Origin of the sequence: Thauera linaloolentis 47Lol = DSM 12138 (assembly GCF_000310205.1) — a bacterium.
GTDB classification, from domain to species: domain Bacteria; phylum Pseudomonadota; class Gammaproteobacteria; order Burkholderiales; family Rhodocyclaceae; genus Thauera; species Thauera linaloolentis.
In genome coordinates this window covers 31,852-53,276 of record NZ_AMXE01000018.1, presented here as the reverse complement: position 1 = coordinate 53,276, position 21,425 = coordinate 31,852, and the positions used below count along the sequence as shown (strand labels likewise).

Annotated in this window: 27 protein-coding genes; 5 read left to right on the top strand and 22 right to left on the bottom strand. The window is 66.4% G+C overall.

The window, feature by feature from the left end; all coding sequences use genetic code 11:
* Window positions 1-13: 13 nt before the first annotated feature.
* From tatC to hisB, 10 genes are all read right to left on the bottom strand, one after another.
* Entirely contained in the window at window positions 14-841 is an 828-nt protein-coding gene (gene tatC, locus C666_RS07355; RefSeq protein ID WP_004336151.1) for a twin-arginine translocase subunit TatC, read from the bottom strand.
* Window positions 838-1,284, bottom strand: coding sequence for a Sec-independent protein translocase protein TatB (tatB, locus tag C666_RS07350; protein WP_004336149.1), 447 nt, complete (start codon window positions 1,282-1,284; stop codon window positions 838-840). The genes tatC and tatB overlap by 4 nt, the downstream gene beginning before the upstream one ends.
* 95 nt (window positions 1,285-1,379) lie before the next feature.
* Window positions 1,380-1,610: a Sec-independent protein translocase subunit TatA gene (gene tatA / locus C666_RS07345; protein ID WP_004336147.1), complete on the bottom strand. Its 231-nt coding sequence runs from the start codon at window positions 1,608-1,610 to the stop codon at window positions 1,380-1,382.
* Window positions 1,611-1,620: 10 nt separating this feature from the next.
* A complete protein-coding gene (locus tag C666_RS07340) occupies window positions 1,621-1,968 on the bottom strand; it encodes a histidine triad nucleotide-binding protein (RefSeq protein ID WP_004336145.1) in 348 nt (115 codons plus the stop codon).
* A 9-nt stretch (window positions 1,969-1,977) separates the two neighbouring features.
* Window positions 1,978-2,301 carry a phosphoribosyl-ATP diphosphatase gene (locus C666_RS07335; protein ID WP_004336143.1) on the bottom strand — a complete coding sequence of 108 codons (324 nt, stop codon included), beginning with the start codon at window positions 2,299-2,301 and terminating at the stop codon, window positions 1,978-1,980.
* Window positions 2,298-2,693, bottom strand: coding sequence for a phosphoribosyl-AMP cyclohydrolase (gene hisI, locus C666_RS07330; protein ID WP_028792207.1), 396 nt, complete (start codon window positions 2,691-2,693; stop codon window positions 2,298-2,300). The genes C666_RS07335 and hisI overlap by 4 nt, the downstream gene beginning before the upstream one ends.
* On the bottom strand, window positions 2,690-3,448 hold the full coding sequence (hisF, locus tag C666_RS07325) for an imidazole glycerol phosphate synthase subunit HisF (protein ID WP_004336140.1): 759 nt from the start codon (window positions 3,446-3,448) through the stop codon (window positions 2,690-2,692). Before hisF ends, hisI begins: the two co-directional genes overlap by 4 nt.
* A 22-nt stretch (window positions 3,449-3,470) precedes the next feature.
* Window positions 3,471-4,220, bottom strand: coding sequence for a 1-(5-phosphoribosyl)-5-[(5-phosphoribosylamino)methylideneamino]imidazole-4-carboxamide isomerase (gene hisA, locus C666_RS07320; protein WP_004336139.1), 750 nt, complete (start codon window positions 4,218-4,220; stop codon window positions 3,471-3,473).
* A 60-nt stretch (window positions 4,221-4,280) separates the two neighbouring features.
* Complete coding sequence (hisH, locus tag C666_RS07315) at window positions 4,281-4,919, bottom strand: imidazole glycerol phosphate synthase subunit HisH (RefSeq protein WP_004336137.1); 639 nt, start codon at window positions 4,917-4,919, stop codon at window positions 4,281-4,283.
* Between the two features lie 64 nt (window positions 4,920-4,983).
* Window positions 4,984-5,571, bottom strand: coding sequence for an imidazoleglycerol-phosphate dehydratase HisB (hisB, locus tag C666_RS07310; protein ID WP_004336135.1), 588 nt, complete (start codon window positions 5,569-5,571; stop codon window positions 4,984-4,986).
* Between the two features lie 146 nt (window positions 5,572-5,717).
* On the opposite strand from hisB, the gene hisC reads away from it, so the two are divergent.
* Window positions 5,718-6,791 carry a histidinol-phosphate transaminase gene (hisC, locus tag C666_RS07305; protein ID WP_004336134.1) on the top strand — a complete coding sequence of 358 codons (1,074 nt, stop codon included), beginning with the start codon at window positions 5,718-5,720 and terminating at the stop codon, window positions 6,789-6,791.
* A 99-nt stretch (window positions 6,792-6,890) separates the two neighbouring features.
* On the opposite strand, the gene hisD is transcribed toward hisC, so the two are convergent.
* Together hisD and hisG are read right to left on the bottom strand one after the other, a co-directional pair.
* Window positions 6,891-8,198 (bottom strand): histidinol dehydrogenase, encoded by a 1,308-nt coding sequence (gene hisD / locus C666_RS07300; protein ID WP_004336131.1) that lies wholly within the window; start codon window positions 8,196-8,198, stop codon window positions 6,891-6,893.
* A gap of 10 nt (window positions 8,199-8,208) precedes the next feature.
* The gene (gene hisG, locus C666_RS07295) at window positions 8,209-8,853 is read right to left on the bottom strand and encodes an ATP phosphoribosyltransferase (RefSeq protein WP_004336129.1); all 645 of its coding nucleotides are present in this window, start codon (window positions 8,851-8,853) and stop codon (window positions 8,209-8,211) included.
* A 174-nt stretch (window positions 8,854-9,027) separates the two neighbouring features.
* Here hisG and rnk point away from each other — a divergent pair, with 174 nt between their 5' ends.
* Complete coding sequence (gene rnk / locus C666_RS07290) at window positions 9,028-9,435, top strand: nucleoside diphosphate kinase regulator (RefSeq protein ID WP_004336127.1); 408 nt, start codon at window positions 9,028-9,030, stop codon at window positions 9,433-9,435.
* A 63-nt stretch (window positions 9,436-9,498) separates the two neighbouring features.
* Here the strand turns inward: rnk and murA are convergent, their stop codons facing one another.
* From murA to C666_RS07240, 10 genes are read right to left on the bottom strand one after another with little or no spacing between them, the layout of a single operon-like run.
* A complete protein-coding gene (gene murA / locus C666_RS07285) occupies window positions 9,499-10,749 on the bottom strand; it encodes a UDP-N-acetylglucosamine 1-carboxyvinyltransferase (RefSeq protein ID WP_004336125.1) in 1,251 nt (416 codons plus the stop codon).
* A gap of 7 nt (window positions 10,750-10,756) precedes the next feature.
* Window positions 10,757-11,014 (bottom strand): BolA family protein, encoded by a 258-nt coding sequence (locus C666_RS07280; protein ID WP_004336123.1) that lies wholly within the window; start codon window positions 11,012-11,014, stop codon window positions 10,757-10,759.
* A gap of 10 nt (window positions 11,015-11,024) precedes the next feature.
* Complete coding sequence (locus C666_RS07275) at window positions 11,025-11,798, bottom strand: ABC transporter permease (RefSeq protein WP_028792206.1); 774 nt, start codon at window positions 11,796-11,798, stop codon at window positions 11,025-11,027.
* Window positions 11,799-11,844: 46 nt separating this feature from the next.
* A complete protein-coding gene (locus C666_RS07270) occupies window positions 11,845-12,741 on the bottom strand; it encodes an ABC transporter ATP-binding protein (RefSeq protein ID WP_004336119.1) in 897 nt (298 codons plus the stop codon).
* On the bottom strand, window positions 12,738-13,031 hold the full coding sequence (locus C666_RS07265; protein ID WP_004336117.1) for an STAS domain-containing protein: 294 nt from the start codon (window positions 13,029-13,031) through the stop codon (window positions 12,738-12,740). The genes C666_RS07270 and C666_RS07265 overlap by 4 nt, the downstream gene beginning before the upstream one ends.
* Entirely contained in the window at window positions 13,028-13,660 is a 633-nt protein-coding gene (locus C666_RS07260; RefSeq protein ID WP_004336115.1) for an MlaC/ttg2D family ABC transporter substrate-binding protein, read from the bottom strand. Before C666_RS07260 ends, C666_RS07265 begins: the two co-directional genes overlap by 4 nt.
* 1 nt (window position 13,661) lies before the next feature.
* Complete coding sequence (locus C666_RS07255; RefSeq protein ID WP_004336113.1) at window positions 13,662-14,510, bottom strand: MlaA family lipoprotein; 849 nt, start codon at window positions 14,508-14,510, stop codon at window positions 13,662-13,664.
* A gap of 32 nt (window positions 14,511-14,542) precedes the next feature.
* Complete coding sequence (gene mlaD / locus C666_RS07250) at window positions 14,543-15,010, bottom strand: outer membrane lipid asymmetry maintenance protein MlaD (protein ID WP_028792204.1); 468 nt, start codon at window positions 15,008-15,010, stop codon at window positions 14,543-14,545.
* Window positions 15,011-15,012: 2 nt separating this feature from the next.
* On the bottom strand, window positions 15,013-15,813 hold the full coding sequence (mlaE, locus tag C666_RS07245) for a lipid asymmetry maintenance ABC transporter permease subunit MlaE (protein ID WP_004336109.1): 801 nt from the start codon (window positions 15,811-15,813) through the stop codon (window positions 15,013-15,015).
* On the bottom strand, window positions 15,810-16,640 hold the full coding sequence (locus C666_RS07240) for an ABC transporter ATP-binding protein (RefSeq protein WP_004336107.1): 831 nt from the start codon (window positions 16,638-16,640) through the stop codon (window positions 15,810-15,812). The genes mlaE and C666_RS07240 overlap by 4 nt, the downstream gene beginning before the upstream one ends.
* 417 nt (window positions 16,641-17,057) lie before the next feature.
* Between C666_RS07240 and C666_RS07235 the strand changes: the two genes are divergently transcribed.
* From C666_RS07235 to C666_RS07225, 3 genes are read left to right on the top strand one after another with little or no spacing between them, the layout of a single operon-like run.
* A complete protein-coding gene (locus C666_RS07235) occupies window positions 17,058-18,509 on the top strand; it encodes a secretin GspD/PilQ domain-containing protein (RefSeq protein ID WP_425427309.1) in 1,452 nt (483 codons plus the stop codon).
* Entirely contained in the window at window positions 18,506-20,221 is a 1,716-nt protein-coding gene (locus C666_RS07230; RefSeq protein ID WP_004336105.1) for a GspE/PulE family protein, read from the top strand. Before C666_RS07235 ends, C666_RS07230 begins: the two co-directional genes overlap by 4 nt.
* Window positions 20,218-21,417 (top strand): type II secretion system F family protein, encoded by a 1,200-nt coding sequence (locus C666_RS07225; RefSeq protein WP_028792203.1) that lies wholly within the window; start codon window positions 20,218-20,220, stop codon window positions 21,415-21,417. The genes C666_RS07230 and C666_RS07225 overlap by 4 nt, the downstream gene beginning before the upstream one ends.
* Window positions 21,418-21,425: the final 8 nt, after the last annotated feature.

The window sequence follows — 21,425 nt, the reverse complement described above, 5'->3', positions numbered from 1 at the left end:
GGGGGGGGGGTACTCAGCGCTTGTCGCTGCCGTCTCCAGCATCGACGCCGGCTTCGATGCGATCCAGCTCCTTGTCCATGTCCTCGATGGACGGCGGCACATAGGCTTCGCTCGCAGGCGCAGGCGCCGCCTTGACCATCCAGTTGGCGAGGATGATGCCCAGTTCGTAGAGCAGACACATCGGGATCGCGAGCATCAGCTGGGAGACGACGTCGGGCGGCGTGACGATGGCCGCGATCACGAACGCGCCGACGATCACGTAGGGCCGCGCTTCCCGCAGTTTGGCCACGGTGACGATGCCAGCCTTGGCAAGGACGATGACCGCCACCGGAACCTCGAAGGTGATGCCGAAAGCGAGGAACATCGACATCACGAAGGACAGGTACTGCTCGATGTCCGGCGCCGGCACGATGCTCTTGGGCGCGAATTCGGCAATGAACTTGAACACCATGCCGAATACGAAGAAATAGCAGAAGGCCATGCCGGCGATGAACAGCAGCGTGCTGCCGGCGACCAGCGGCAGGGCCATGCGCTTCTCGTGGGCGTACAGCCCCGGCGCGATGAAGGCCCAGGCCTGGTATAGCACCCAGGGCAGGCTCAGCACGAAGGCGACCATCATCGTCACCTTCACCGGCACGAAGAAAGGCGTCACCACGCCGGTGGCGATCATCTGCGTGCCGGCCGGCAGGGTATCCATCATCGGCTTGGCGAGGATGTCGTAGATATTGCCCGCCCACGGCATCAGGCAGACGAAAGCGACCACCACCACGAGCAACGCGCGGATCAGGCGATCGCGCAACTCTATCAGGTGGGAGATGAAGGTATCCGTTTGGGTGCTCATGCCTTGGTCTTGTCTGCAGCCTGGCTCTTGTCGGCCGTCCCGGCCTGGCGGTTGGCATCGAGCCCAAGTTCGAGCTGCCCTTCCACCGCGGCAGCTGCTGGCTGTTCGGGAGACGGGGCAGCGGAGGCGGACGCTGCGCCATCAGGCAGCGCCGAACGCAGCTCCTCGGCCGTGCGGCTGATCTGGCCCTCGATGCCGGCCGCCCCCGAACGCACCGAGCTTTCGAGCTCCTGCGCCTGTTGCTTGACCTGCTCCTGGAGCTTCTTCAGCTCTTCGAGCTGCATCTCGCGCTGGATGTCGGACTTGACGTCCGACACGTAGCGCTGGACCCGCCCGAGCAGGTGACCGACCGTGCGCGCGACCTTGGGCAGGCGCTCCGGGCCGACCACCACGAGCAGCACCACCCCGATCACGATGAGTTCCGAAAAGCCGAAATCGAACATGTTTCGCCGCTATAGAGGCACACACGACAGGTGTGCCGCACGAAAACAAAGGGGCGCTCCCTTTCTGGGCGCCCCTCTCCATCGAGACGCAAGACTCAGGAAGCCGACTTGTCGACCTTTTCCCGCGCCTCACCTTCGATCGTCTGCCCCTCGGCAATCTTCTGCTGGGCGGCATCGGTAGCGGCATCGCCTTCCTTCATGCCGTCCTTGAAGCCCTTGACCGCACCGCCCAGATCCGAGCCGATGTTGCGCAGCTTCTTCGTCCCGAACACGAGCAGGACGATGACCAGCACGATCAACCAGTGCCAGATGCTCAATGAACCCATACCGCTCTCCTTAATGCTTCAACATGGGTGGCAGGGGATCGGGGCCACCCAGAATATGAAGGTGCAGATGATACACCTCCTGCAAACCCACCCTTCCGGTATTGACGATGGTCCGGAAACCGTCGGCGCAGCCTTGTTCGCGTGCGATGCGACCCGCCGCAAGCATGAGACGCCCCATCGCCGCTTCGTGTTCCTCGGTGAGATGGGCCATCGAGTCGACATGGACCTTGGGAACCACCAGCACATGGACCGGCGCTGCGGGATTGATGTCGTGAAAGGCGAAGACGTGCTCGTCCTCATAGACCTTCTTCGACGGAATCTCGCCGCGGACGATACGGCAGAAGATGCACTCGCTCATTGAGCCTCCTCAAGCCGTGCGCGACTTCTTCTCGTCGATACCCGACACGCCCTCGCGGCGGCGGAATTCGGCCAGCACATCCTCGACCGACAGGCCATGATGGGCGAGCAGGACCAGGGAATGGAACCACAGATCGGTGACTTCCCAGACCAGATGCAGCCTGTCCTTGTCCTTGGCCGCCATGATGGTCTCGGCGGCCTCCTCGGCGACCTTCTTACAGATCTCGTCCGTCCCCTTGGCGTACAGGCTGGAGACGTAGGAGGCATCGGGGTCCGCCTTCTTGCGCGCGACCAGGGTATCGGAAATACGGCGCAGCACTTCGATATCGATCATTTGTAGATCTCCTTCGGGTCTTTCAAAACCGGTTCGACAGCCTCCCAGCGGCCATCGGCGAAATATTTCTGGAAGAAGCAGCTATGGCGCCCGGTGTGGCAGGCGATGCCGCCGATCTGCTCGATCTTCAACAGCACGACGTCGTTGTCGCAATCGATGCGGATGTCGAGCACCTTCTGCACGTGCCCCGACTCCTCGCCCTTGTGCCACAGCTTACGCCGCGAACGTGACCAGTAGATGGCTTCGCCCGTTTCGGCGGTGCGCTGCAATGCCTCGCGGTTCATCCACGCGAACATCAGCACGTCGCCGCTGGAGGCTTCCTGTGCGATCACCGGCACCAAGCCGTTCTCGTCCCACTCGATGTCGTTCAGCCAGCGCGTACTCACGCTCACAGTCTCACCTCGATTCCATGCGCGCGCATCAGCGTCTTCGCTTCACGCACCGTATGCTCGCCAAAGTGGAAAATGCTCGCTGCGAGCACGGCATCGGCGCGGCCTTCGGACACGCCCTCGGCGAGGTGCTCCAGTGTTCCGACGCCGCCGCTGGCGATCACCGGAATGCGCACCGCGTCGGACACGGCACGCGTCAGCGCCAGATCGAAGCCGCTCTTGGTGCCGTCGCGGTCCATGCTGGTGAGCAGGATCTCGCCCGCGCCCAGGGATTCGATCCTGCACGCCCATTCGATGGCGTCGAGCCCGGTATTCCTGCGCCCGCCGTGGGTGAAGACTTCCCACTTGCCCGGCGCGGTCTGCTTGGCGTCGATGGCCACCACGATGCACTGGCTGCCGACCTTGCTCGACGCGTCGTGCACCAGTTGCGGGTTGTTGACCGCCGCGGTGTTCATGCTGACCTTGTCCGCACCGGCGTTGAGCAGCCGGCGCACGTCATCGACCGCGCGCACGCCGCCGCCGACGGTCAGCGGGATGAACACCTGCTCGGCCACCTGCTCGACGACGTGCAGGATGATGTCGCGGTCGTCGGAGCTCGCAGTGATGTCGAGAAAGGTCAGTTCGTCGGCGCCCTGTTCGTCGTAGCGGCGGGCAATCTCGACCGGATCTCCCGCGTCGCGCAGTTCGACGAAATTGACGCCCTTGACCACGCGCCCGGCACTCACGTCCAGGCAGGGAATGATGCGCTTGGCAAGCATCAGCGGCGCTCGGCGGAAAGAGTCATTCGGATGCGCCGCTCAGTTCGTCCGCGCGGGCCTGGGCTGCGGTGAAATCGAGCGTGCCTTCGTAGATGGCGCGGCCGGTGATCGCGCCCATGATGCCTTCGTCCTCCACCGCGCACAGCGCGTCGATGTCGCGCAGGTCGGTGATGCCGCCGCTGGCGATGACGGGAATGCGCAGCGCGCGCGCCAGGCGCACGGTCGCCTCGATATTGACCCCCGACAGCATGCCGTCGCGACCGATGTCGGTGTAGATGACGGACTCGACACCGTAGTCCTCGAACTTCTTCGCCAGATCGACGACGTCGTGCCCGGTCAGCTTCGACCAGCCATCGACCGCAACCTTGCCGTCCTTCGCGTCCAGGCCGACGATGATGTGCCCCGGAAAGGCGCTGCAGGCATCGTGCAGAAACCCGGGGTTCTTCACCGCCGCAGTGCCGATGATGACGTAGCTGATGCCGTTGTCGAGATAATGCTCGATGGTGTCGAGGTCGCGGATGCCGCCACCGAGCTGGACCGGAATGTCGTCGCCGACTTCGTCGGTGATCGCACGAATCGCGGCGCCATTCTTCGGCTTGCCGGCAAAGGCGCCATTGAGGTCCACCAGGTGCAGACGACGGGCACCGGCATCGAGCCAGTGGCGCGCCATGGCGCCGGGATCTTCGGAAAACACCGTGGCGTCGTCCATTTCGCCCTGTTTGAGGCGAACACAATGACCGTCCTTGAGGTCGATGGCGGGAATGAGCAGCATACCGGGATCTGGAATGGTGGGACTGAAGGATGAACTGGACTGGGTCGGCCTGGCGGGCACTCAGGGCTGCCAGCGGATGAAATTCGCCAGCAGGCGAAGGCCGGCCGCTGCGCTTTTCTCGGGGTGGAACTGGGCCGCGAAGATATTATCCCGCGCTACCGCGCTGGTAAAGCGAACGCCATAGTCGGTGTCCGCCGCGGCCAGCGCCGCATCTGCGGGCACGACGAAATAACTGTGCACGAAGTAGAAGCGTTCGCCATCCGGGATGCCTTCCCACATGGGATGCGGCTCTCGCTGCCAGACCTCGTTCCAGCCCATGTGCGGCACCTTGAGGCGGCAGCCATCGGCAAGCAGCATCTTCTGCTCGGGGAAGCGCAGCACCTCTCCCGACAAGATGCCCAGGCCGGGCACGTCGCCTTCGGCGCTGTGCTCGAACAGCATCTGCTGTCCGATGCAGATGCCCAGGAAAGGCTTGCTCGCCGCGGCATCCAGCACGGCCTGGCGCAAGCCGCGGCCGTCGAGTTCCCGCATGCAGTCGGGCATCGCCCCCTGCCCGGGGAAAACGACACGCTCAGCCGCGGCGACGCGCGCGGGATCCGAGGTGGCAAAGACTTGGTGGCCGGGGGCCACGTGCTCGATCGCCTTCGCGACCGAGCGCAGGTTGCCCATGCCGTAATCGATGATGGCCACGGTGGTCATCGGTTTGACTCGCTTTCGAACAGGATGACGGCCGCCGCTTGGAACGGCCGCAGAGGATTTTCGCTCAGAGCGCGCCCTTGGTGGAAGGAATCGTCCCCGCCGCCCGCTCATCGGCCTCGGCCGCCATGCGCAACGCACGGGCGAAGGCCTTGAACACGGTCTCGCACTGATGGTGGGCGTTCTCGCCGCGCAGATTGTCGATATGCAGCGTGACACCGGCGTGATTGACGAAGCCCTGGAAGAATTCGCGCGCCAGGTCGACATCGAAGTTGCCGATGCGGGCACGGGTGTAATTCACATGATGGTGCAGGCCGGGCCGGCCGGAAAAATCCACGACGACGCGCGACAGCGCCTCGTCGAGCGGGACATAGGCATGGCCATAGCGGCGCAGGCCTTTCTTGTCGCCGATGGCCTTGGCGAAGGCCTGCCCCAGCGCGATGCCGACATCCTCGACGGTGTGGTGGTCGTCGATATGGGTGTCGCCCTCGCAATGGATGTCCAGGTCGATCAAGCCGTGGCGCACGATCTGGTCGAGCATGTGATCGAAGAAGGGAACGCCGGTATCGAGCCTGCCCTTGCCCGTGCCATCGAGATCGATGCGCACGGATATCTTCGTTTCGAGGGTGTTGCGAGTGACTTCGGCTTGCCGCATGACTGGCTTCAGGGCTCAAGAGTTACAGGTCCGGGCCATGATAACATCGCCCGGCAAATTGACCGCAACGCGCAGCCTATGGCGGGGACAGGCCCGACGCAATCGCGTTGCCGATCCGCCACTCGAACCCTCACAGCAGACAGAACATGAGCCGCTTCTGGAGCGCCGTCGTCCACGGCCTGACCCCCTACGTCCCCGGCGAGCAACCCAAGCTCGACAACCTGATCAAACTCAACACCAACGAGCACCCCTACGGCCCCTCGCCCAGGGCGCTGGACGCCATCCGCGCCGCGACGGGCGACGGCCTGCGGCTCTACCCGGACCCGAACGCCGACGCGCTCAAAGCCGTGCTGGCACGCCGCCACGGCCTGCAGCCCCGGCAGATCTTCGTCGGCAACGGCTCGGACGAAGTACTGGCGCATGCCTTCATGGCATTGCTGAACCACGGCCGTCCGCTGTGGTTTCCGGACATCACCTACAGCTTCTACCCGGTGTACTGCGGCCTGTACGGCATCGAGCAGCGCGCGGTGCCGCTCACGGACGATTTTTCGATCCGCACCGAAGACTACCTGCCGCAGGGCGGCGAACGGCCGGGCGCGATCATCTTCCCCAATCCCAATGCCCCCACCGGCCGCCTGCTGAGCCTGGCCGAGGTCGAGCGCATCGTCGCCGGCAATCCGGACGCCGTCGTGCTGGTGGATGAGGCCTACATCGACTTCGGTGGCGACAGCGCGATCACGCTGGTAGACAAGCATCCCAACCTGCTGGTCGTGCACACTTTCTCCAAGAGCCGCTCGCTGGCCGGCCTGCGCGTCGGCTTCGCCGCCGGGCACGCCGACCTGATCGAGGGCATGGAGCGGGTGAAGAACAGCTTCAACTCCTATCCGCTCGACCGCCTGGCGCTGGCCGGCGCCGTGGCCTCGGTGGAAGACGAGGACTTCTTCCGGGAAAGCTGCCGCAAGGTGATCACGACGCGCGACGCGCTGGTCGGCCGGATGCGCGCGCTGGGCTTCGAAGTGCTGCCCTCGGCGGCGAATTTCGTCTTCGCCCGCCATCCGCGACGCGACGGCGCCGAGCTGACGGCCGAACTGCGCAAGCGCGCGATCATCGTGCGCCATTTCAAGGCGCCGCGCATCGACCAGTTCATGCGCATCACGGTGGGAACGGACGAACAGTGTACCGTCCTCGTCGATGCGCTGAAGGACATCCTCGGAAGCTGAGAAGGGAACGGCCGCCACCCCGCACGTCACCGGCTCGCAGTTCCGCAACATCCCTGGAGAGTGTGCCGCCGCGACCGGACGCAGTTGTGGCCGGCAGCATCAGACCTTCAGCCGCATTTCCGCCGAGCGCGCATGCGCCTGCAAGCCCTCGCCATGCGCCAGGATGGACGCGACCTTGCCCAGATGCTGGGCGCCGGCCTGGGAGATGTTGACGATGCTGGTGCGCTTCTGGAAATCGTAAGTCCCCAACGGGGACGAGAAGCGCGCACTGCGCATCGTCGGCAGCACATGGTTCGGCCCGGCGCAGTAGTCGCCCAGCGCCTCCACCGCCCAATGGCCGACGAAGATCGCACCGGCATGGCGGATGTGGCCGATCCAGGCCTCCGCATCCTCCAGCGACAACTCCAGGTGCTCGGGCGCGATGCGGTTGGCCAGCGCGCAGGCCTGCTCGATGCTGTCGACACGGATCAGCGCGCCGCGATTGGCCAGCGACTTGGCGATGGTCTCGCGCCGCGGCATCGCCGGCAACAAACGGTCGATCGACTCATGCACCGCATCGATGAAACCGGCATCGGTGCACAGCAGGATGGACTGCGCCAATTCATCGTGCTCGGCCTGGGCGAACAGGTCCATCGCCACCCAGTCGGCGTGGCCGGAACCGTCGGCGATGACCAGCACCTCGGACGGCCCCGCCACCATGTCGATGCCGACGGTGCCGAACACCCGGCGCTTGGCCTCCGCCACATAGGCATTGCCGGGGCCGACGATCTTGTCCACCTGCGGAATGGTCTGCGTACCATAGGCCAGCGCCGCCACCGCCTGCGCACCACCGATGGTGAACACGCGGTCCACGCCGGTGATCGCCGCCGCGGCCAGCACCAGCGGATTCTTCTCGCCGCGCGGCGTGGGCACGACCATGATCAGTTCGCCGACGCCGGCGACCTTGGCCGGAACCGCGTTCATCAGCACCGAACTGGGGTATGACGCCCGCCCGCCCGGCACGTACAGGCCGACGCGGTCGAGCGGCGTGACCTTCTGCCCCAGACGGGTACCGTCGGCCTCGACGAATTCCCACGACTCGCCCTTCTGCCGCTCGTGGTAGATGCGCACACGATCGGCAGCGATCGTCAGGGCCTCGCGCTGCGCGGACGCCAGGCCGTCGAGCGCGGCATGCAGTTCAGCCTTCGGCAACTCCAGCGCAGCCATCGACTGCGCGTCCACACCGTCGAAGCGGCGGGTGTATTCAACCACCGCCGCGTCGCCGGTGGCGCGCACCGCGCGCAGGATCTCGGTCACCGCGCCATCGATGCGCTCGTCGGCCTCGGCCTCGAAAGCGAGCAAGGCGTCGAGCGTGGACAGGAATTCGGGTTCTTTGACGTCGAGGCGGCGGATGGGCGTCTGGCTCATGCACGGCTCCTTAAGGCTTGATCGCGCCGGCAAAGGCATCGAGCACCGGCTGCAGCAGTTCGCGCTTGAGCTTCAGCGAAGCCTGGTTGACGATCAGGCGCGAACTGATCGGCATGATGTCCTCGACTTCTTCGAGGTTGTTGGCGCGCAGCGTGCCGCCTGTCGATACCAGGTCGACGATCGCATCGGCCAGCCCAACCAGCGGCGCCAGTTCCATCGAGCCGTAGAGCTTGATCAGGTCGACATGCATGCCCTTGCCGGCGAAATGCGCCTTGGCGGCATTGATGTACTTGGTCGCGACGCGGATACGCCCCCCCGGGCGGGTGGCGGCAGCGTAGTCGAAGCCCTTCTGCACCGCCACGCACAGCCGGCAGCGCGCGATGTCGAGATCCAGCGGCTGGTACAGGCCGGCGCCGCCATGTTCGATCAATACGTCCTTGCCGGCGATGCCGAGGTCGGCCGCGCCGTACTGCACGTAGGTGGGCGTGTCGGTGGCGCGTACGATGACCAGGCGCACGTCCGGCCGGTTGGTGCCGATGATCAGCTTGCGCGAGGATTCGGGGTTGTCGGTCGGGACGATGCCGGCCGCCGCGAGCAGCGGCAGCGTCTCTTCGAAGATGCGCCCCTTGGACAGGGCGAGCGTGATGCTGGACACGTGAAAAACCTTGATCGAACGGGCCGTCATTGTAACCCGGCACCGCTTCTGTTAACCTTCGCCCAACGGGACGAATCCTAGGGGCTGGACTGCGAGCGGCAGTTCGGCCTTTTCTTTTGCATGTCCGCGCGGACCGGAAGGCCTCCAGCGCAGGACGCCACGCAGGACAACACCATGAAGCCGCCAATCATCGTTTCCAGCAGCGACCTCGAACGCCTCGAAGGCCTGCTGACTCTTCCGACCTTCCGCAGCCGCAGCGATCTCGATGGCCTGCGCGAGGAACTCGAGCGCGCCGACGTGCGCGAACCCGAGGACATGCCGGCCGACGTCATCACGATGAACAGCCGTGCCCGCTTCCTCGAAGAAGGCACCGGCCGCGAATACGAACTGACCCTGGCCTACCCCAAGGATGCCAATGCCGAAGCACGCCGGGTGTCGATCTTCTCGCCCGCCGGCAGTGCGCTGCTGGGACTGGCTGCCGGCCAGTCGATCGACTGGAACACGCCGGACGGCAAGGAACTGCACCTGAAGGTGCTGGAAGTGACCTGGCAGCCGGAGGCAAACGGCCAGTTCGAACTCTGAGCACGAACGTCCCGGCGCAGGCTGCGCCGGCCCGCGGCGCACCCGCCAGGGCGCGCCGGTAGTTCATCCCAGGCGCCTGACCCGGGCGCCGAGGGCGGCAAGCTTCGCTTCGAGCCGCTCGTAGCCGCGATCGAGATGGTAGATGCGCTCGATGACGGTCTCCCCTTCCGCCACCAGGCCTGCCACCACCAGGCTGGCCGAAGCGCGCAGGTCGGTCGCCATGACCGTCGCCCCCTGCAGCCGCTCCACGCCCTGCACCACGGCGGTGTTGCCATCGATGCGGATATCCGCGCCGAGGCGCTGGAGTTCGACGGCATGCATGAAGCGGTTCTCGAAGATGGTCTCGCGGATCATCGCGACACCTTGCGCCACGCAGTTGATCGCCATGAACTGCGCCTGCATGTCGGTCGGGAAGGCCGGATAGGGCGCGGTGCGCAGGCTGACCGCGTTCAGGCGCTCGGGCGCGCTGAGGCGGATCGCATCGCGCTCGGACACCACTTCGCAACCTGCGTCCATCAGCTTGTCGATGACGGCATCCAGGTAGCTGGAACTGGTGCCGGTGAGCCGCACCGATCCGCCCGTCGCGGCCGCGGCGCACAGGTAGGTGCCAGTCTCGATGCGATCGGGCATGATGCGGTGCGTTGCGCCATGCAGCCGATCGACGCCGCGAATGCGGATCACGTCCGAGCCCGCACCCGAGACGCGCGCGCCCATCGCCACCAGGCAGTTCGCCAGATCGACGATTTCGGGCTCGCGCGCGGCATTCTCGATGACGGTTTCGCCATCGGCCAGCGCGGCGGCCATCATCAGGTTCTCGGTGCCGGTCACGGTGACCATGTCGGTGAACAGGCGCGCGCCCTTCAGGCGCGGCACATTCGCATGGACGTAACCATGCTCGACGCGCACGTCCGCGCCCATCGCCTGCAGGCCCTTGATGTGCTGGTCCACCGGACGGGCGCCGATGGCGCAGCCGCCGGGCAGCGAGACCTTGGCCTCGCCGCAGCGAGCCACCAGCGGGCCGAGCACGAGGATCGATGCCCGCATCGTCTTGACCATCTCGTAGGGCGCGACCGGGTTGTCCAGGCCCGAGGCGTCGAGCGTGACGCTATCGCCCTCGCGCGCCACCTTGACGCCCATCTGCGCGAGCAGCGCCAGCAAAGTGCCGATATCCTTCAACTGCGGCACATTGGTGAAGGTCACGGGCTCGGCGGTCAGCAGCGCCGCGCACAGGATCGGCAGCGCGGCATTCTTGGCACCGGAAACGGCGACTTCGCCCGACAGGCGGCTGCCACCTTCTATCAGCAGTTTGTCCATCCCCGCCTCACATGCCCAGTTCGCCGCGGCCTTCTTCCCATTGCGCGGGTGTGAAGGTCTGCAGTTGCAGCGCATGGATCTCGTTGCCCATCAGGCCGCCGAGCGTGGCATACACCGCCTGGTGCTGGCGCACGCGCGGCTTGCCCTCGAAGGCGGAGCTGACAACCACGCCGGTGAAATGCACCCCGTCGTCACCTTCGATGGCGACGAATTCGCAGGGCATGCCCTGCTCGATCAGGCGCTTGATTTCGCTAGCTTCAAACATGATTCATCCTTTATGACCGCAGCTTGTAGCCCCGTGCGAGCATGGCCAGGGTAAGCGCCGCGAGCAGTACGAAACAGACCGACACCACGCCGAGCGACAGCCAGGGCGAAGTATCCGATTGACCGAAGAAACCGTAGCGGAACCCGTCGATCATGAAAAAGAACGGGTTCAGATGCGACACATCCTGCCAGAGCTCCGGCAGCGAGTGGATCGAATAGAAGACACCGGACAGCATCGTCAGCGGCATGATGAGGAAGTTCTGGAAGGTGGCGAGCTGGTCGAACTTGTCGGCCCAGATGCCGGCAATGACGCCGAAGGAGCCCAGGATCGCCCCGCCCATCACGGCAAAAGCCAGCACCCACAAAGGATTGGCGATGCCCAGGTCGACGAAGGGCATCGCCATCAGCAGCACCCCGCCGCCCACCAGCAGGCCGCGCAGGGTGGATGCGATGACGTAGGCCCCATAGAACTCCCGATAGGACAGCGGCGGCAGCAGCACGAAGATGATGTTGCCGGTGATCTTGCTCTGGATCAGCGAGGATGAGCTGTTGGCGAACGCGTTCTGCAGTACCGACATCATCACCAGCCCGGGCACCAGGAAGCTGGTGTAGGCCACGTCGCCATACACGGTGACATGGCGGTCGAGCACATGCGAGAAGATCAGCAGGAACAGCAGCGCATTGAGCACCGGTGCCGCCACGGTCTGGAATCCCACCTTCCAGAAGCGCAGCACTTCCTTGTACAGCAGGGTGCGGAAGCCCGTCAGCGCGGCGTCGGCGGCCATCGGCTCGATGCGCGGCGCAACCGCGGGGTGCATGGCACGCGGCGTTTCAGGCACGATGCATGACCTCCACGAACACCCGCTCGAGATCCGGCGCGCCCAGCTGGATTTCGCGCAGCCCCGCGCCGGACTCGCGCAGGCGGGCCAGCAGGCCTTCGACATCGGCATAGCCATCGAAGGCGAATTCCACCCAGCCGTCCTCCGCCGCGCGGCCGCCAAGCGCGGCGGCGGTGTCCACCCTGTCCACGCTGACGCGCAGGCTGTGCGTGGCGAAACGGCGCAGCAGGTTGTCCGTCGTGTCGAGCGCGACCACCCTGCCGGCCTTGAGCATGGCGATGCGCCCGCACAGGCTCTCCGCCTCTTCCAGGTAATGCGTGGTCAGCACGATGGTGTGGCCTGCTTGATTGAGCTTGCGGACGAACTGCCACAAGCCCTGGCGCAGTTCGACGTCGACCCCGGCCGTGGGCTCGTCGAGCACGATCACCGGCGGCCGGTGCACCAGCGCCTGCGCCACCAGCACGCGCCGCTTCATACCGCCCGACAGCGAGCGCATGTTGGCGCCCGCCTTGTGCGTCAGGTCCAGGCTGGCAAGGATCTCGTCGATCCAGTCGTCGTTGCCGCGTATGCCGAAGTAGCCCGACTGGATGCGCAGCAGTTCGCGCACCGAGAAAAAGGGATCGAACACCAGTTCCTGCGGCACCACGCCAAGATTGCGCCGCGCATTGCGGTAATCACCGACGACGTCGTGGCCCATGATCTCGAGCGACCCGCCGTCGGGCCGGACGAGCCCGGCAAGCGCCGAGATCAGCGTGGTCTTGCCTGCCCCGTTCGGGCCGAGCAGGCCGAAAAACTCGCCCTGCCCGACCTCGAGGTCAACGCCACCGAGCGCGTTCAGCGTTCCGTACTGCTTGGTGACGGCACGGACCCGGATGGCCGGCACCGTCATGCAGCCGGCTCCAGCGGCAGCAGGCCATCGATGTCGTAGAGCGCGGCAAGGCTGGCGAGCCCGGGCGGCAGGCCACGCAGCACGATGTGCTGCCCCGCCTCGCGCGCAGCGCGCAGCCAGTCGAGGATCAGCGCCAGCGCCGCCGAATCGGCAAGCGTCACTGCCGTAAGATCCACCACCAGCGGCCCGGCCTTGGCGAGACGGCGCCCTTCTTCCAGCGCCGCTGCGGCACGATGCATCGTCAGCGGCCCCTGCGGCGTGAACACCGCCGGCACGAGCGCATCGTTCATGAAGGCTTCTGCTCCGCCTCGAGCGAACGATTCTTCACCTCGAGCGACTTGATCAGACCGTCGATGCCGCCGCTGCGGATCTCCTGCGTGAAGCTGCCGCGATAGTTGGTGACCAGGCTGACCCCAGCGACGATGACGTCGAACACCTTCCAGCCCGCATCCGACTTCTCCAGCATGTAGTCGATGCCGATCGGCTGCGCGCCGCTCTGGCGCACCTCGGTGCGCACCTGCACGCGCTTGTCGGCCTCGCCGAAGCGGGTCGGCTTGAAGTCGATCGTCTGGTCGCGGTACTGGGTCAGCGCGTTGGAGTAGGTACGCACCAGCAGGGTGCGGAAAGCCTCCGTCAGTTGCCCCTGCTGCTCCGCAGAGGCATCGCGCCAGTCGCGGCCGACGGCCAGCATGGTCATGCGGCGAAAATCGAAATGCGGAAGCACCTTGGCGTGCACAAGCGCGATGACCCGCTGCGAGTCACCGGCCTGGATCGCCCTGTCGGCACGCACGATCTCGAGCACTTCGTTGGTGACTTCACGCACCAGCACGTCGGGTGCCGGCTGCGCCGAGGCCTGCGCCATCGGCATCAGGCCGGCGGCGAGGAAACAGAACAGAACGAGCAGTTTCTTGAAATTCATGTCATTTTCCCGTTTGCATTGCGGCGGCAATCTGCCCGCTGCCGATGCCGCTCAGTTCGAGACGCCCGACCGCCGCCTCGGCAGCCATGTCGACCTCCTCGCCGAGCGCCGGACCGAGGCGCGCCTCGAAATCTTCATACTCGCGCGCCACATTGCCATCCGAAACCTTGTAACGGCGTTGTTCAAGATAGAAGTCGCGGGTATAGGCGTACTTGTCGATCGTCGCCTCATCCACCGTCCTTTCGGCACCGAGGAAGGTGGAGCGCTGGTGGGTGACGCGCAACGCGGTGTAACTGTTGCGCGTGGGCACATGGTCGATCCGCACCGGATTCTGGCCCATGAAGTCGGCCGGCAGCGCCACGCTGTCGCGCACGGTGCGGGGGCCGAAGAAGGGCAGCACGACGTACGCCCCTTCTCCCACGCCCCAGCTCCCCAGTGTCTGGCCGAGGTCTTCGTCGTGCTTGGGCAGCCCCATCGGAGTCGCGATGTCGATCACCCCCAGCAGGCCGAAAGTCGAGTTGAAGGCGAAGCGCATCAGGTCGGACAGGGCATCGGCGGCCTTGCCCTGCAGCAGATTGTTGATGCCGATCCAGGGGTCTTCGAGATTGCCGATGAAGTTGCCGACACCGGTGCGGACGAAATTCGGCAGCACGAACTCGTAAGCCTGGGCAGCCGGCTTGACGACCACCTTGTCGACCTGCTCATTGAAACTGAACATGGCCCGGTTGTAGCCCTCGAGCGGGTCCTTCGCATTGTTCGCCGTGGCGCAGCCGCCCAGCAGCAGGGCCGACAGCGCGGCGACGGCCAAGGGCCTGCGGGCGGCAGAGCACGTGATGGTCAGAGCGTTCATGTTGTTCTTCTCCAGCGATGGTCCGCGCCGATTCACTGCGCGGCCGGCTCGGCAGCCTTGTCGAACAGGAACTGGCCGATCAGTTTCTCGAGCACGACGGCGGACTGGGTGATCAGCACGCGATCGCCATCCTTGAGCGGTTCGACATCGGCCCCCGCATCGAGGCCGATGTACTGCTCGCCCAACAGGCCGGACGTCAGGATCGATGCCGAAGTGTCGGCCGGGAACTCGAAGCGCTTGTCGATATCCAGCCGCACGACGGCGCGATATGTTTCGGTGTCGAAGCGGATGTCCTGCACACGGCCGACGAGCACGCCGGCACTCTTGACCGGCGCGCGCACCTTGAGCCCGCCGATGTTGTCGAAGGACGCCTCTATACGATAGTTCTCGCTACCGTTGATACCAGAAAAATTGCCGACCTTCATCGCCAGAAAGACCAGCGCGGCAAAGCCGATGGCAACGAAAATGCCGACCCACAGGTCGAGTGCGGTACGACTCATCATCAACCCCGGAACATGAAAGAGGTAAGTACGAAATCGAGCGCCAGGATGGCCAGCGCCGAAGTCACCACGGTGCGGGTGATCGCGCGCGACACGCCCTCGGCGGTGGGCTCGCAGTCATAGCCTTCGAACACGGCGATCAGCGACACCACCGTACCGAAGACAAGGGACTTGATCACGCCGTTCAGCACGTCGTAGTCGAATTCCACCGCGGCCTGCATCTGCGACCAGAAGGCGCCGTCATCGACACCGATGACGACGACGGTGATCAGCCAGCCGCCGAACACGCCCATCGCCGAGAACAACGCCGCCAGCAGGGGCATCGACAGCACGCCGCCCCAGAAGCGCGGCGCCACCACGCGGGCAATCGGATTCACCGCCATCATATCCATCGCCTTCAACTGCTCGGTGGTCTTCATCAGCCCGATCTCGGCGGTGATCGCCGAGCCCGCACGGCTGGCGAACAGCAAGGCCGCGATCACCGGCCCCAGCTCGCGCAGCAGCGACAGCGCCACCATCACCCCCACCGCATCGGCCGAACCATAGCGCTGCAGGATGTCGTAGCCCTGCAGCCCGAGCACCAGGCCGACGAACAGTCCGGACACGGTGATGATGAGCAGCGACAGCACGCCGCTGAAGTACAGCTCGCGGATCGTCAGATGGATGCGGGTCAGCGACTGGCCGGAAGCCAGCAGCACCGCGAACAGGAAGCGGGTGACGAAACCCAGCCGCCAGACGCCGTCTATCGTCATCTTGCCGACATGCCGCAACCCGGCAACGATGGCGGAGAACGGGCCGCTCATGCCGCCCCCGCGCCCAGCAGGCTGCCGATCGACGGCGCCGGATAATGGAAGGGCACCGGACCGTCGGCCTCGGCATTGACGAACTGGTGGACGAAGGGGTCCGCCGACGCCCGGATCTCCCCGGGGGTGCCCTGCGCCACGATGCGCCCCTCGGAAACGAAATAGATGTAGTCCACGATCTCCAGCGACTCATGCACGTCGTGCGTGACCATCACCGAGCTGGCGCCGAGCGCGTCGTTCAGGCGCCGGATCAGTTGCCCGATGATGCCCAGCGAAATCGGGTCCAGCCCGGCGAAGGGCTCGTCGTACAGGATCAGCATCGGATCCAGGGCGACCGCGCGCGCCAGCGCCACACGCCGCGCCATGCCGCCAGACAGCTCGCCCGGCCGCAGCGACGCCGCACCGCGCAGCCCCACCGCCTGCAGCTTCATCAGCACCAGGTCGCTGATCATGGACGGCGGCAAGTCGGTGTGCTCGCGCAGCGGGAAGGCGACGTTGTCGAACACGCTCATGTCGGTAAACAGCGCACCGAACTGGAACAGCATGCCCATGCGCCGGCGCATCGCGTAGAGCTCCGCCCGGCCGAGCCCGCCGACATCGCGCCCATCGACCTCCACGGTGCCCGCGCTCGCCTTCAACTGGCCGCCGATGAGCCGCAGCAAGGTGGTCTTGCCACAGCCGCTCCCCCCCATGATCGCGACCACCTGGCCGCGATGCACGCTCAGGTCGATGCCGCGCAGCACCGGCCGCTCGCCATAGGCGAAGCGGACATCGCGAAGGGAAACGAGAGGCGCATCGCGCTCGGCTGCTGTGGCCACGAATTCCATGTCTTGTTATCAGGACCGCGCATTCTAGCAGAGGCAGGCGTGCCTTCTTCGCATGCTGCCGGATTGCAACAGCCAACTCGCGCGCACCTGCCGGATCATTCTTCTCCCCGCCAGACGGCAGGGCCTCGGAAATAATGCCATAAAAGTATTCTCTTTTTGCATAAATGCGTTTAGCATCATCGCATGATTTCCCGGACCGATCTCCGCCTCTCCGTTACCCTTCTGGCATGCGCGCTGCTGCTGGGCGCATGCGCCGGCCTGCCCGCATACCAGGCCCCGAAAGGCCATCTCTCCGCGCCAGTGCCAGCCCATCCGCCAGCGGCCGCCCCTGCGCCCGTCGCGCCGCCCGTTCCGCAGGCAGCGCCCGCCGCGGCCGGCCGTGAAGAAACCTATTCCGTCTCGGTGCGGGATCTCCCCGTGCAGCAGTTGCTGCTCGCGATCGGCCGCGACGCGCGGCTCGACCTCGACCTGCACGGCGGCATCGAAGGCAAGGTCACGCTCAATGCCATCGACCAGACGCTCGGCCAGTTGCTCGCGCGCATCGCACGCCAGGCGCCGATCCGCTACGAATTCGCCAATGGCCATCTCAGCGTACGGCCCGACACCCCTTTCCTGCGCAGCTACGCGCTCGACTACGTCAACCTGAGCCGCACCATGCGCGGCACCGTCGCCACCAGCACCCAGATATCGACCAGTTCCAGCAGCGCGGACAATCGCGGCAACGCCGCGGGCAACACCTCCGTGACGCAGATCGAAACCCGCTCGAGCAACGACTTCTGGCAGTCGATGCTGGCCAGCATCCGCACCATCCTCGGCAGCGGCGCGCAAGGCGGGACACGCTGCGGCGGCGAGGGCTCGGACGCCTGCCGCGACGACGACATCATGATCAACCGCGAAAGCGGGCTCGTCATGGTGCGTGCCACGGCCCGCCAGCACGAATACCTCGCTGCCTTCATCGGACAGGTGCAGCAAGCCGCGCGGCGGCAGGTGATGATCGAGGCCACCATCGTCGAAGTGACGCTGGCCGACGGCTACAAGCAGGGCGTGGACTGGACCCGCCTCGGCCTGCCGGGCTGGAACATCCACCCGCAGGGCAGCGCGGGCGCCGGCCTCGCCGCGCCGACGCTGAGCTACGCCTCGGGGAACACCGAGCTCAAACTCGAACTGCTGGAAACCTTCGGCACCGTGAAGGTGCTGTCGAGCCCGCGCCTGTCGGTGCTCAACAACCAGACCGCGATGCTCAAGGTCGTGGAGGAGTACGTCTATTTCCTGGTCGACGCCTCCACCACCGAGTACGGCGACAGCGATCGCGAAAAGATCACCGCCACCACGACGCCCCAGTCAGTCTCGGTCGGCATGGTCATGTCGGTGACGCCGCAGATCAGCGCCAACGGCGAAATCACGCTCAACGTGCGCCCGACCATCTCCGGCATTTCCGGTTTCAGGGACGACCCGAACCCCTCGCTGCGCAACATCCCCAACCGCGTGCCGCAGATCCGCACGCGTGAAATCGAATCGATGCTGCGCCTGCGCAGCGGCGAAATCGCGGTGCTCGGCGGCCTCATGGAAGACCGCGTGGACCACGACACCGGCCGCATCCCTCTGCTGGGCGAGATCCCGCTGCTCGGCGAACTCTTCACCCGCCGCGACAACGCCGTGCGCCGCACCGAACTGCTGATCTTCCTGCGGCCACTGCTCGTCGAGGACCCCAGCACGGGGAGCGACTATGCGGAATATGCCGACCACCTGCCGGGCCCCGGCTTTCTCGTCTCCGCCCCTGCTCCCGGCCATCGCAACCTGCCATCCGTGCCGCTGCGTCCGCTGCTCCTGCCTTCCCGCACGGCAGCCGAAACGGGAGAACGCCAATGAATGCACCGCTACCGATCGGCCAATTGCTGCTCGACGCCCGCCTCATCGGCGCCGACCAGCTGCGCATCGCGCTGCACGAACAACAGCAGCTCAGGCGACCGCTCGGCCAGGTCCTGGTCGAACTCGGCTTCGTCAGCGACAGCGCGCTGCGCGACGTCCTGGCGACACGCAGCGGCCACCCCAGCGTCGAGCTCGGCGACACCCTGGCCGATCCCGCCGCGCTCACCCTCGTCCCTCAGGCGCTCGCCAGGCGGCACCGGCTGCTGCCGCTGCAGCTCCACAAGGCTGAACGCCTGCTCGTCGTCGCCACCGCCAATGCCCACGACGTCATCGCGCTCGATCGCCTTCAGGCCGAACTCGGCCCCGGAATCCGTGTGGAACTGCGTATCGCCGCCGACGTGGAACTCGAACGCGCCATCGAACGCCACTATGGCCAGGCCGTCGCCATCGACGACATCGTGCGCGAGATCGAACAGCGCGGCACCCGCGGCGAGGCACGGGCCGGAGCCGGCACCCCGCGCGACGGCCAGGCCGTGGTGCGCCTGGTCGACGCGATGCTGGCCGAGGCTGCCGTCTGCGGCGCCTCCGACATCCACTTCGAGCCCGAAGCAGGCTATCTGCGCATCCGCCAACGCATCGACGGCACGCTGCGCCAGGTCCGCGCGCTGCACAAATCGTTCTGGCCCGAACTGGCGGTGCGCCTCAAGGTCATGGCCGGGCTGGACATCGCCGAATCACGCAGCCCGCAGGACGGCCGCATCTCGCTGACGATCGCCGGGCGGCCGATCGACTTCCGCGTCGCCACCCAGCCCACCCTGCACGGCGAGAACATCGTGCTGCGCATCCTGGACCGCGAGAAAGGCATCGTGCCGCTCGATGCGCTGGGCCTGAGCACGGAACAACGCATCACGCTCGACCGCATGCTGGCACGGCCGGAAGGGCTGATCCTCGTCTGCGGCCCCACCGGCAGCGGCAAGACGACCACGCTGTATTCCATCCTCAGCCACCTCAACACCGAAGCGGTGAACATCATGACGCTGGAGGACCCGGTCGAATACCCCCTCGCCCAGATCCGCCAGACCCCGATCGGCGACAGCAGCCGCCTCGGTTTCGCCGACGGCGTGCGCGCCCTGCTGCGCCAGGATCCGGACATCCTGCTGGTCGGCGAGATCCGCGACGCCGACACGGCACAGATGGCCTTGCGCGCCGCCCTCACCGGCCACCAGGTATTCGCCACCCTGCACGCCAACTCCGCGCTCGGCGCCATACCGCGCCTGCTCGACATCGGGCTGCGCGCCGACCTGCTCGCCGGCAGCCTGTCGGGCATCATCGCCCAGCGCCTGGTGCGCCGGCTGTGCCCGGAATGCCGCATCGAAGCGCCCGCATCACCCGGCGAATGCCGCCTGCTCGGCCTGCCGGCCGACGCCGCGCCGCCCCTGTTCACACCCTCCGGCTGCATCGAATGCGGCTTTCACGGCTACCGCGGACGGCGTGCCATCATGGAACTGCTGCACGTCGATGCCGCCCTCGACGAACAAATCGCCGCCGGCGCCGGCCCGGGTGTGCTGCGCGCGGCCTTGCATGCCCGCGGGCATCTCGGCCTCGCGGACGATGGCGTGCGCCGCGTGCTCGACGGCACCACCTCGCTCGCCGAACTGGCGCGCGTCGTCGACCTCGCCAGCCATGCGGCCGCACGGGGGCCGTGCGCATGAGAACCTACCGTTACCGGGCGATGGCGGCCGACGGCCGCATGCTCCGCGGCGACCTGGACGCGGCAGACCTCTCCGACCTGGAAACCCGGCTGCTGGGCCAGGGCCTCGTCTTCATCAACGGCGAGCCACGGCGCACGCCCGGCCTGCCCGGCCGGCGCCTTCCACGCCGCGAACTGATCCACTTCTGCTTCCACCTCGAGCAACTGCTGGCGGCCGGCGTACCGCCCTTCGAAAGCCTGGGCGCGCTGCGCGACGCCACCACGCATCCGCGCATGCGCATGGTGGTCGCGACGCTGCTCGCCGACATCGAGCGCGGCCAGCCGATGTCCGAGGCCGCTGCCCGCCAGCCGGCCGTATTCCCGTCCGCCACCGTCGCCCTGCTGCGGGCGGGGGAACAGGCCGGCCGCCTGCCCGAAGCGGTGCGTGACATCGGCGCCGCGCTCGAACACGAAGACGAACTCGTCGGCTACGCCCGCCGCATCGCCATCTACCCCGCGATCGTGGCCTTCCTGATGCTGCTCGCCCTCGTCGTCGCCCTCGTCCACGTGGTACCCGAACTGGAAAAGCTGTTCCGCAGCAGCGGCCAGACACTGCCGCTGCAGACACGCCTGCTCATCGGCCTGTCGCACCTGGTGACGCAGGCCTGGTGGGCCCTGCTCGGTATCGCCGCGCTGGCATTCGGCGGCGCGCGCTGGACGCTGGCGCGCTCGGAGTCCGCCCGCACGCGCCTGCACCGCCTGCTGCTGCGCCTCCCGATCGCCGGCGAAATCCAGACCAAGCTCGCCCTCGCCCGCTTCGCCGGCGTCCTCGCCACGCTCTACGCCTCCGGCATCACGATCATCGACGCCCTGCGCATCACCCAGGACGCCGCCGGCAACCTCGCCCTGCGCGACGCCCTGCGCCACGCCAGCCACCAGATCGAGCAAGGCCATACCGTCTCGGCCGCCTTCGGTGCCAGCGGCCTGTTCCCGCCGCTGGTCGAACGCATGCTCAAGGTCGGCGAACAGACGGGCGGCCTGGACCGCGCGCTGGGCAATGTCGCCACGATCTACCGGCGCGACGTCGCCGACGCAGTCGGCCGCCTGCAGGCCGCGATCGAGCCCGCGCTGACGCTGGCGATGGGTGGCCTGCTGCTGTGGATCGCCACCGCGGTGCTCGGCCCCATCTACGACATCATCACCCGCCTCCCGGTCTGAACCGGATC

Bases quoted from the DNA above. Each gene is read 5' to 3' on its own strand.
- tatC (WP_004336151.1), bottom strand. From the start codon at position 841: ATGAGCACCCAAACGGATACCTTCATCTCCCACCTGATAGAGTTGCGC.
- tatB (WP_004336149.1), bottom strand. From the start codon at position 1,284: ATGTTCGATTTCGGCTTTTCGGAACTCATCGTGATCGGGGTGGTGCTG.
- tatA (WP_004336147.1), bottom strand. From the start codon at position 1,610: ATGGGTTCATTGAGCATCTGGCACTGGTTGATCGTGCTGGTCATCGTC.
- C666_RS07340 (WP_004336145.1), bottom strand. From the start codon at position 1,968: ATGAGCGAGTGCATCTTCTGCCGTATCGTCCGCGGCGAGATTCCGTCG.
- C666_RS07335 (WP_004336143.1), bottom strand. From the start codon at position 2,301: ATGATCGATATCGAAGTGCTGCGCCGTATTTCCGATACCCTGGTCGCG.
- hisF (WP_004336140.1), bottom strand. From the start codon at position 3,448: ATGCTTGCCAAGCGCATCATTCCCTGCCTGGACGTGAGTGCCGGGCGC.
- hisA (WP_004336139.1), bottom strand. From the start codon at position 4,220: ATGCTGCTCATTCCCGCCATCGACCTCAAGGACGGTCATTGTGTTCGC.
- hisH (WP_004336137.1), bottom strand. From the start codon at position 4,919: ATGACCACCGTGGCCATCATCGATTACGGCATGGGCAACCTGCGCTCG.
- hisB (WP_004336135.1), bottom strand. From the start codon at position 5,571: ATGCGGCAAGCCGAAGTCACTCGCAACACCCTCGAAACGAAGATATCC.
- hisC (WP_004336134.1), top strand. From the start codon at position 5,718: ATGAGCCGCTTCTGGAGCGCCGTCGTCCACGGCCTGACCCCCTACGTC.
- hisD (WP_004336131.1), bottom strand. From the start codon at position 8,198: ATGAGCCAGACGCCCATCCGCCGCCTCGACGTCAAAGAACCCGAATTC.
- rnk (WP_004336127.1), top strand. From the start codon at position 9,028: ATGAAGCCGCCAATCATCGTTTCCAGCAGCGACCTCGAACGCCTCGAA.
- murA (WP_004336125.1), bottom strand. From the start codon at position 10,749: ATGGACAAACTGCTGATAGAAGGTGGCAGCCGCCTGTCGGGCGAAGTC.
- C666_RS07280 (WP_004336123.1), bottom strand. From the start codon at position 11,014: ATGTTTGAAGCTAGCGAAATCAAGCGCCTGATCGAGCAGGGCATGCCC.
- C666_RS07275 (WP_028792206.1), bottom strand. From the start codon at position 11,798: ATGGCCGCCGACGCCGCGCTGACGGGCTTCCGCACCCTGCTGTACAAG.
- C666_RS07270 (WP_004336119.1), bottom strand. From the start codon at position 12,741: ATGACGGTGCCGGCCATCCGGGTCCGTGCCGTCACCAAGCAGTACGGA.
- C666_RS07265 (WP_004336117.1), bottom strand. From the start codon at position 13,031: ATGAACGATGCGCTCGTGCCGGCGGTGTTCACGCCGCAGGGGCCGCTG.
- C666_RS07260 (WP_004336115.1), bottom strand. From the start codon at position 13,660: ATGAATTTCAAGAAACTGCTCGTTCTGTTCTGTTTCCTCGCCGCCGGC.
- C666_RS07255 (WP_004336113.1), bottom strand. From the start codon at position 14,510: ATGAACGCTCTGACCATCACGTGCTCTGCCGCCCGCAGGCCCTTGGCC.
- mlaD (WP_028792204.1), bottom strand. From the start codon at position 15,010: ATGAGTCGTACCGCACTCGACCTGTGGGTCGGCATTTTCGTTGCCATC.
- mlaE (WP_004336109.1), bottom strand. From the start codon at position 15,813: ATGAGCGGCCCGTTCTCCGCCATCGTTGCCGGGTTGCGGCATGTCGGC.
- C666_RS07240 (WP_004336107.1), bottom strand. From the start codon at position 16,640: ATGGAATTCGTGGCCACAGCAGCCGAGCGCGATGCGCCTCTCGTTTCC.
- C666_RS07230 (WP_004336105.1), top strand. From the start codon at position 18,506: ATGAATGCACCGCTACCGATCGGCCAATTGCTGCTCGACGCCCGCCTC.
- C666_RS07225 (WP_028792203.1), top strand. From the start codon at position 20,218: ATGAGAACCTACCGTTACCGGGCGATGGCGGCCGACGGCCGCATGCTC.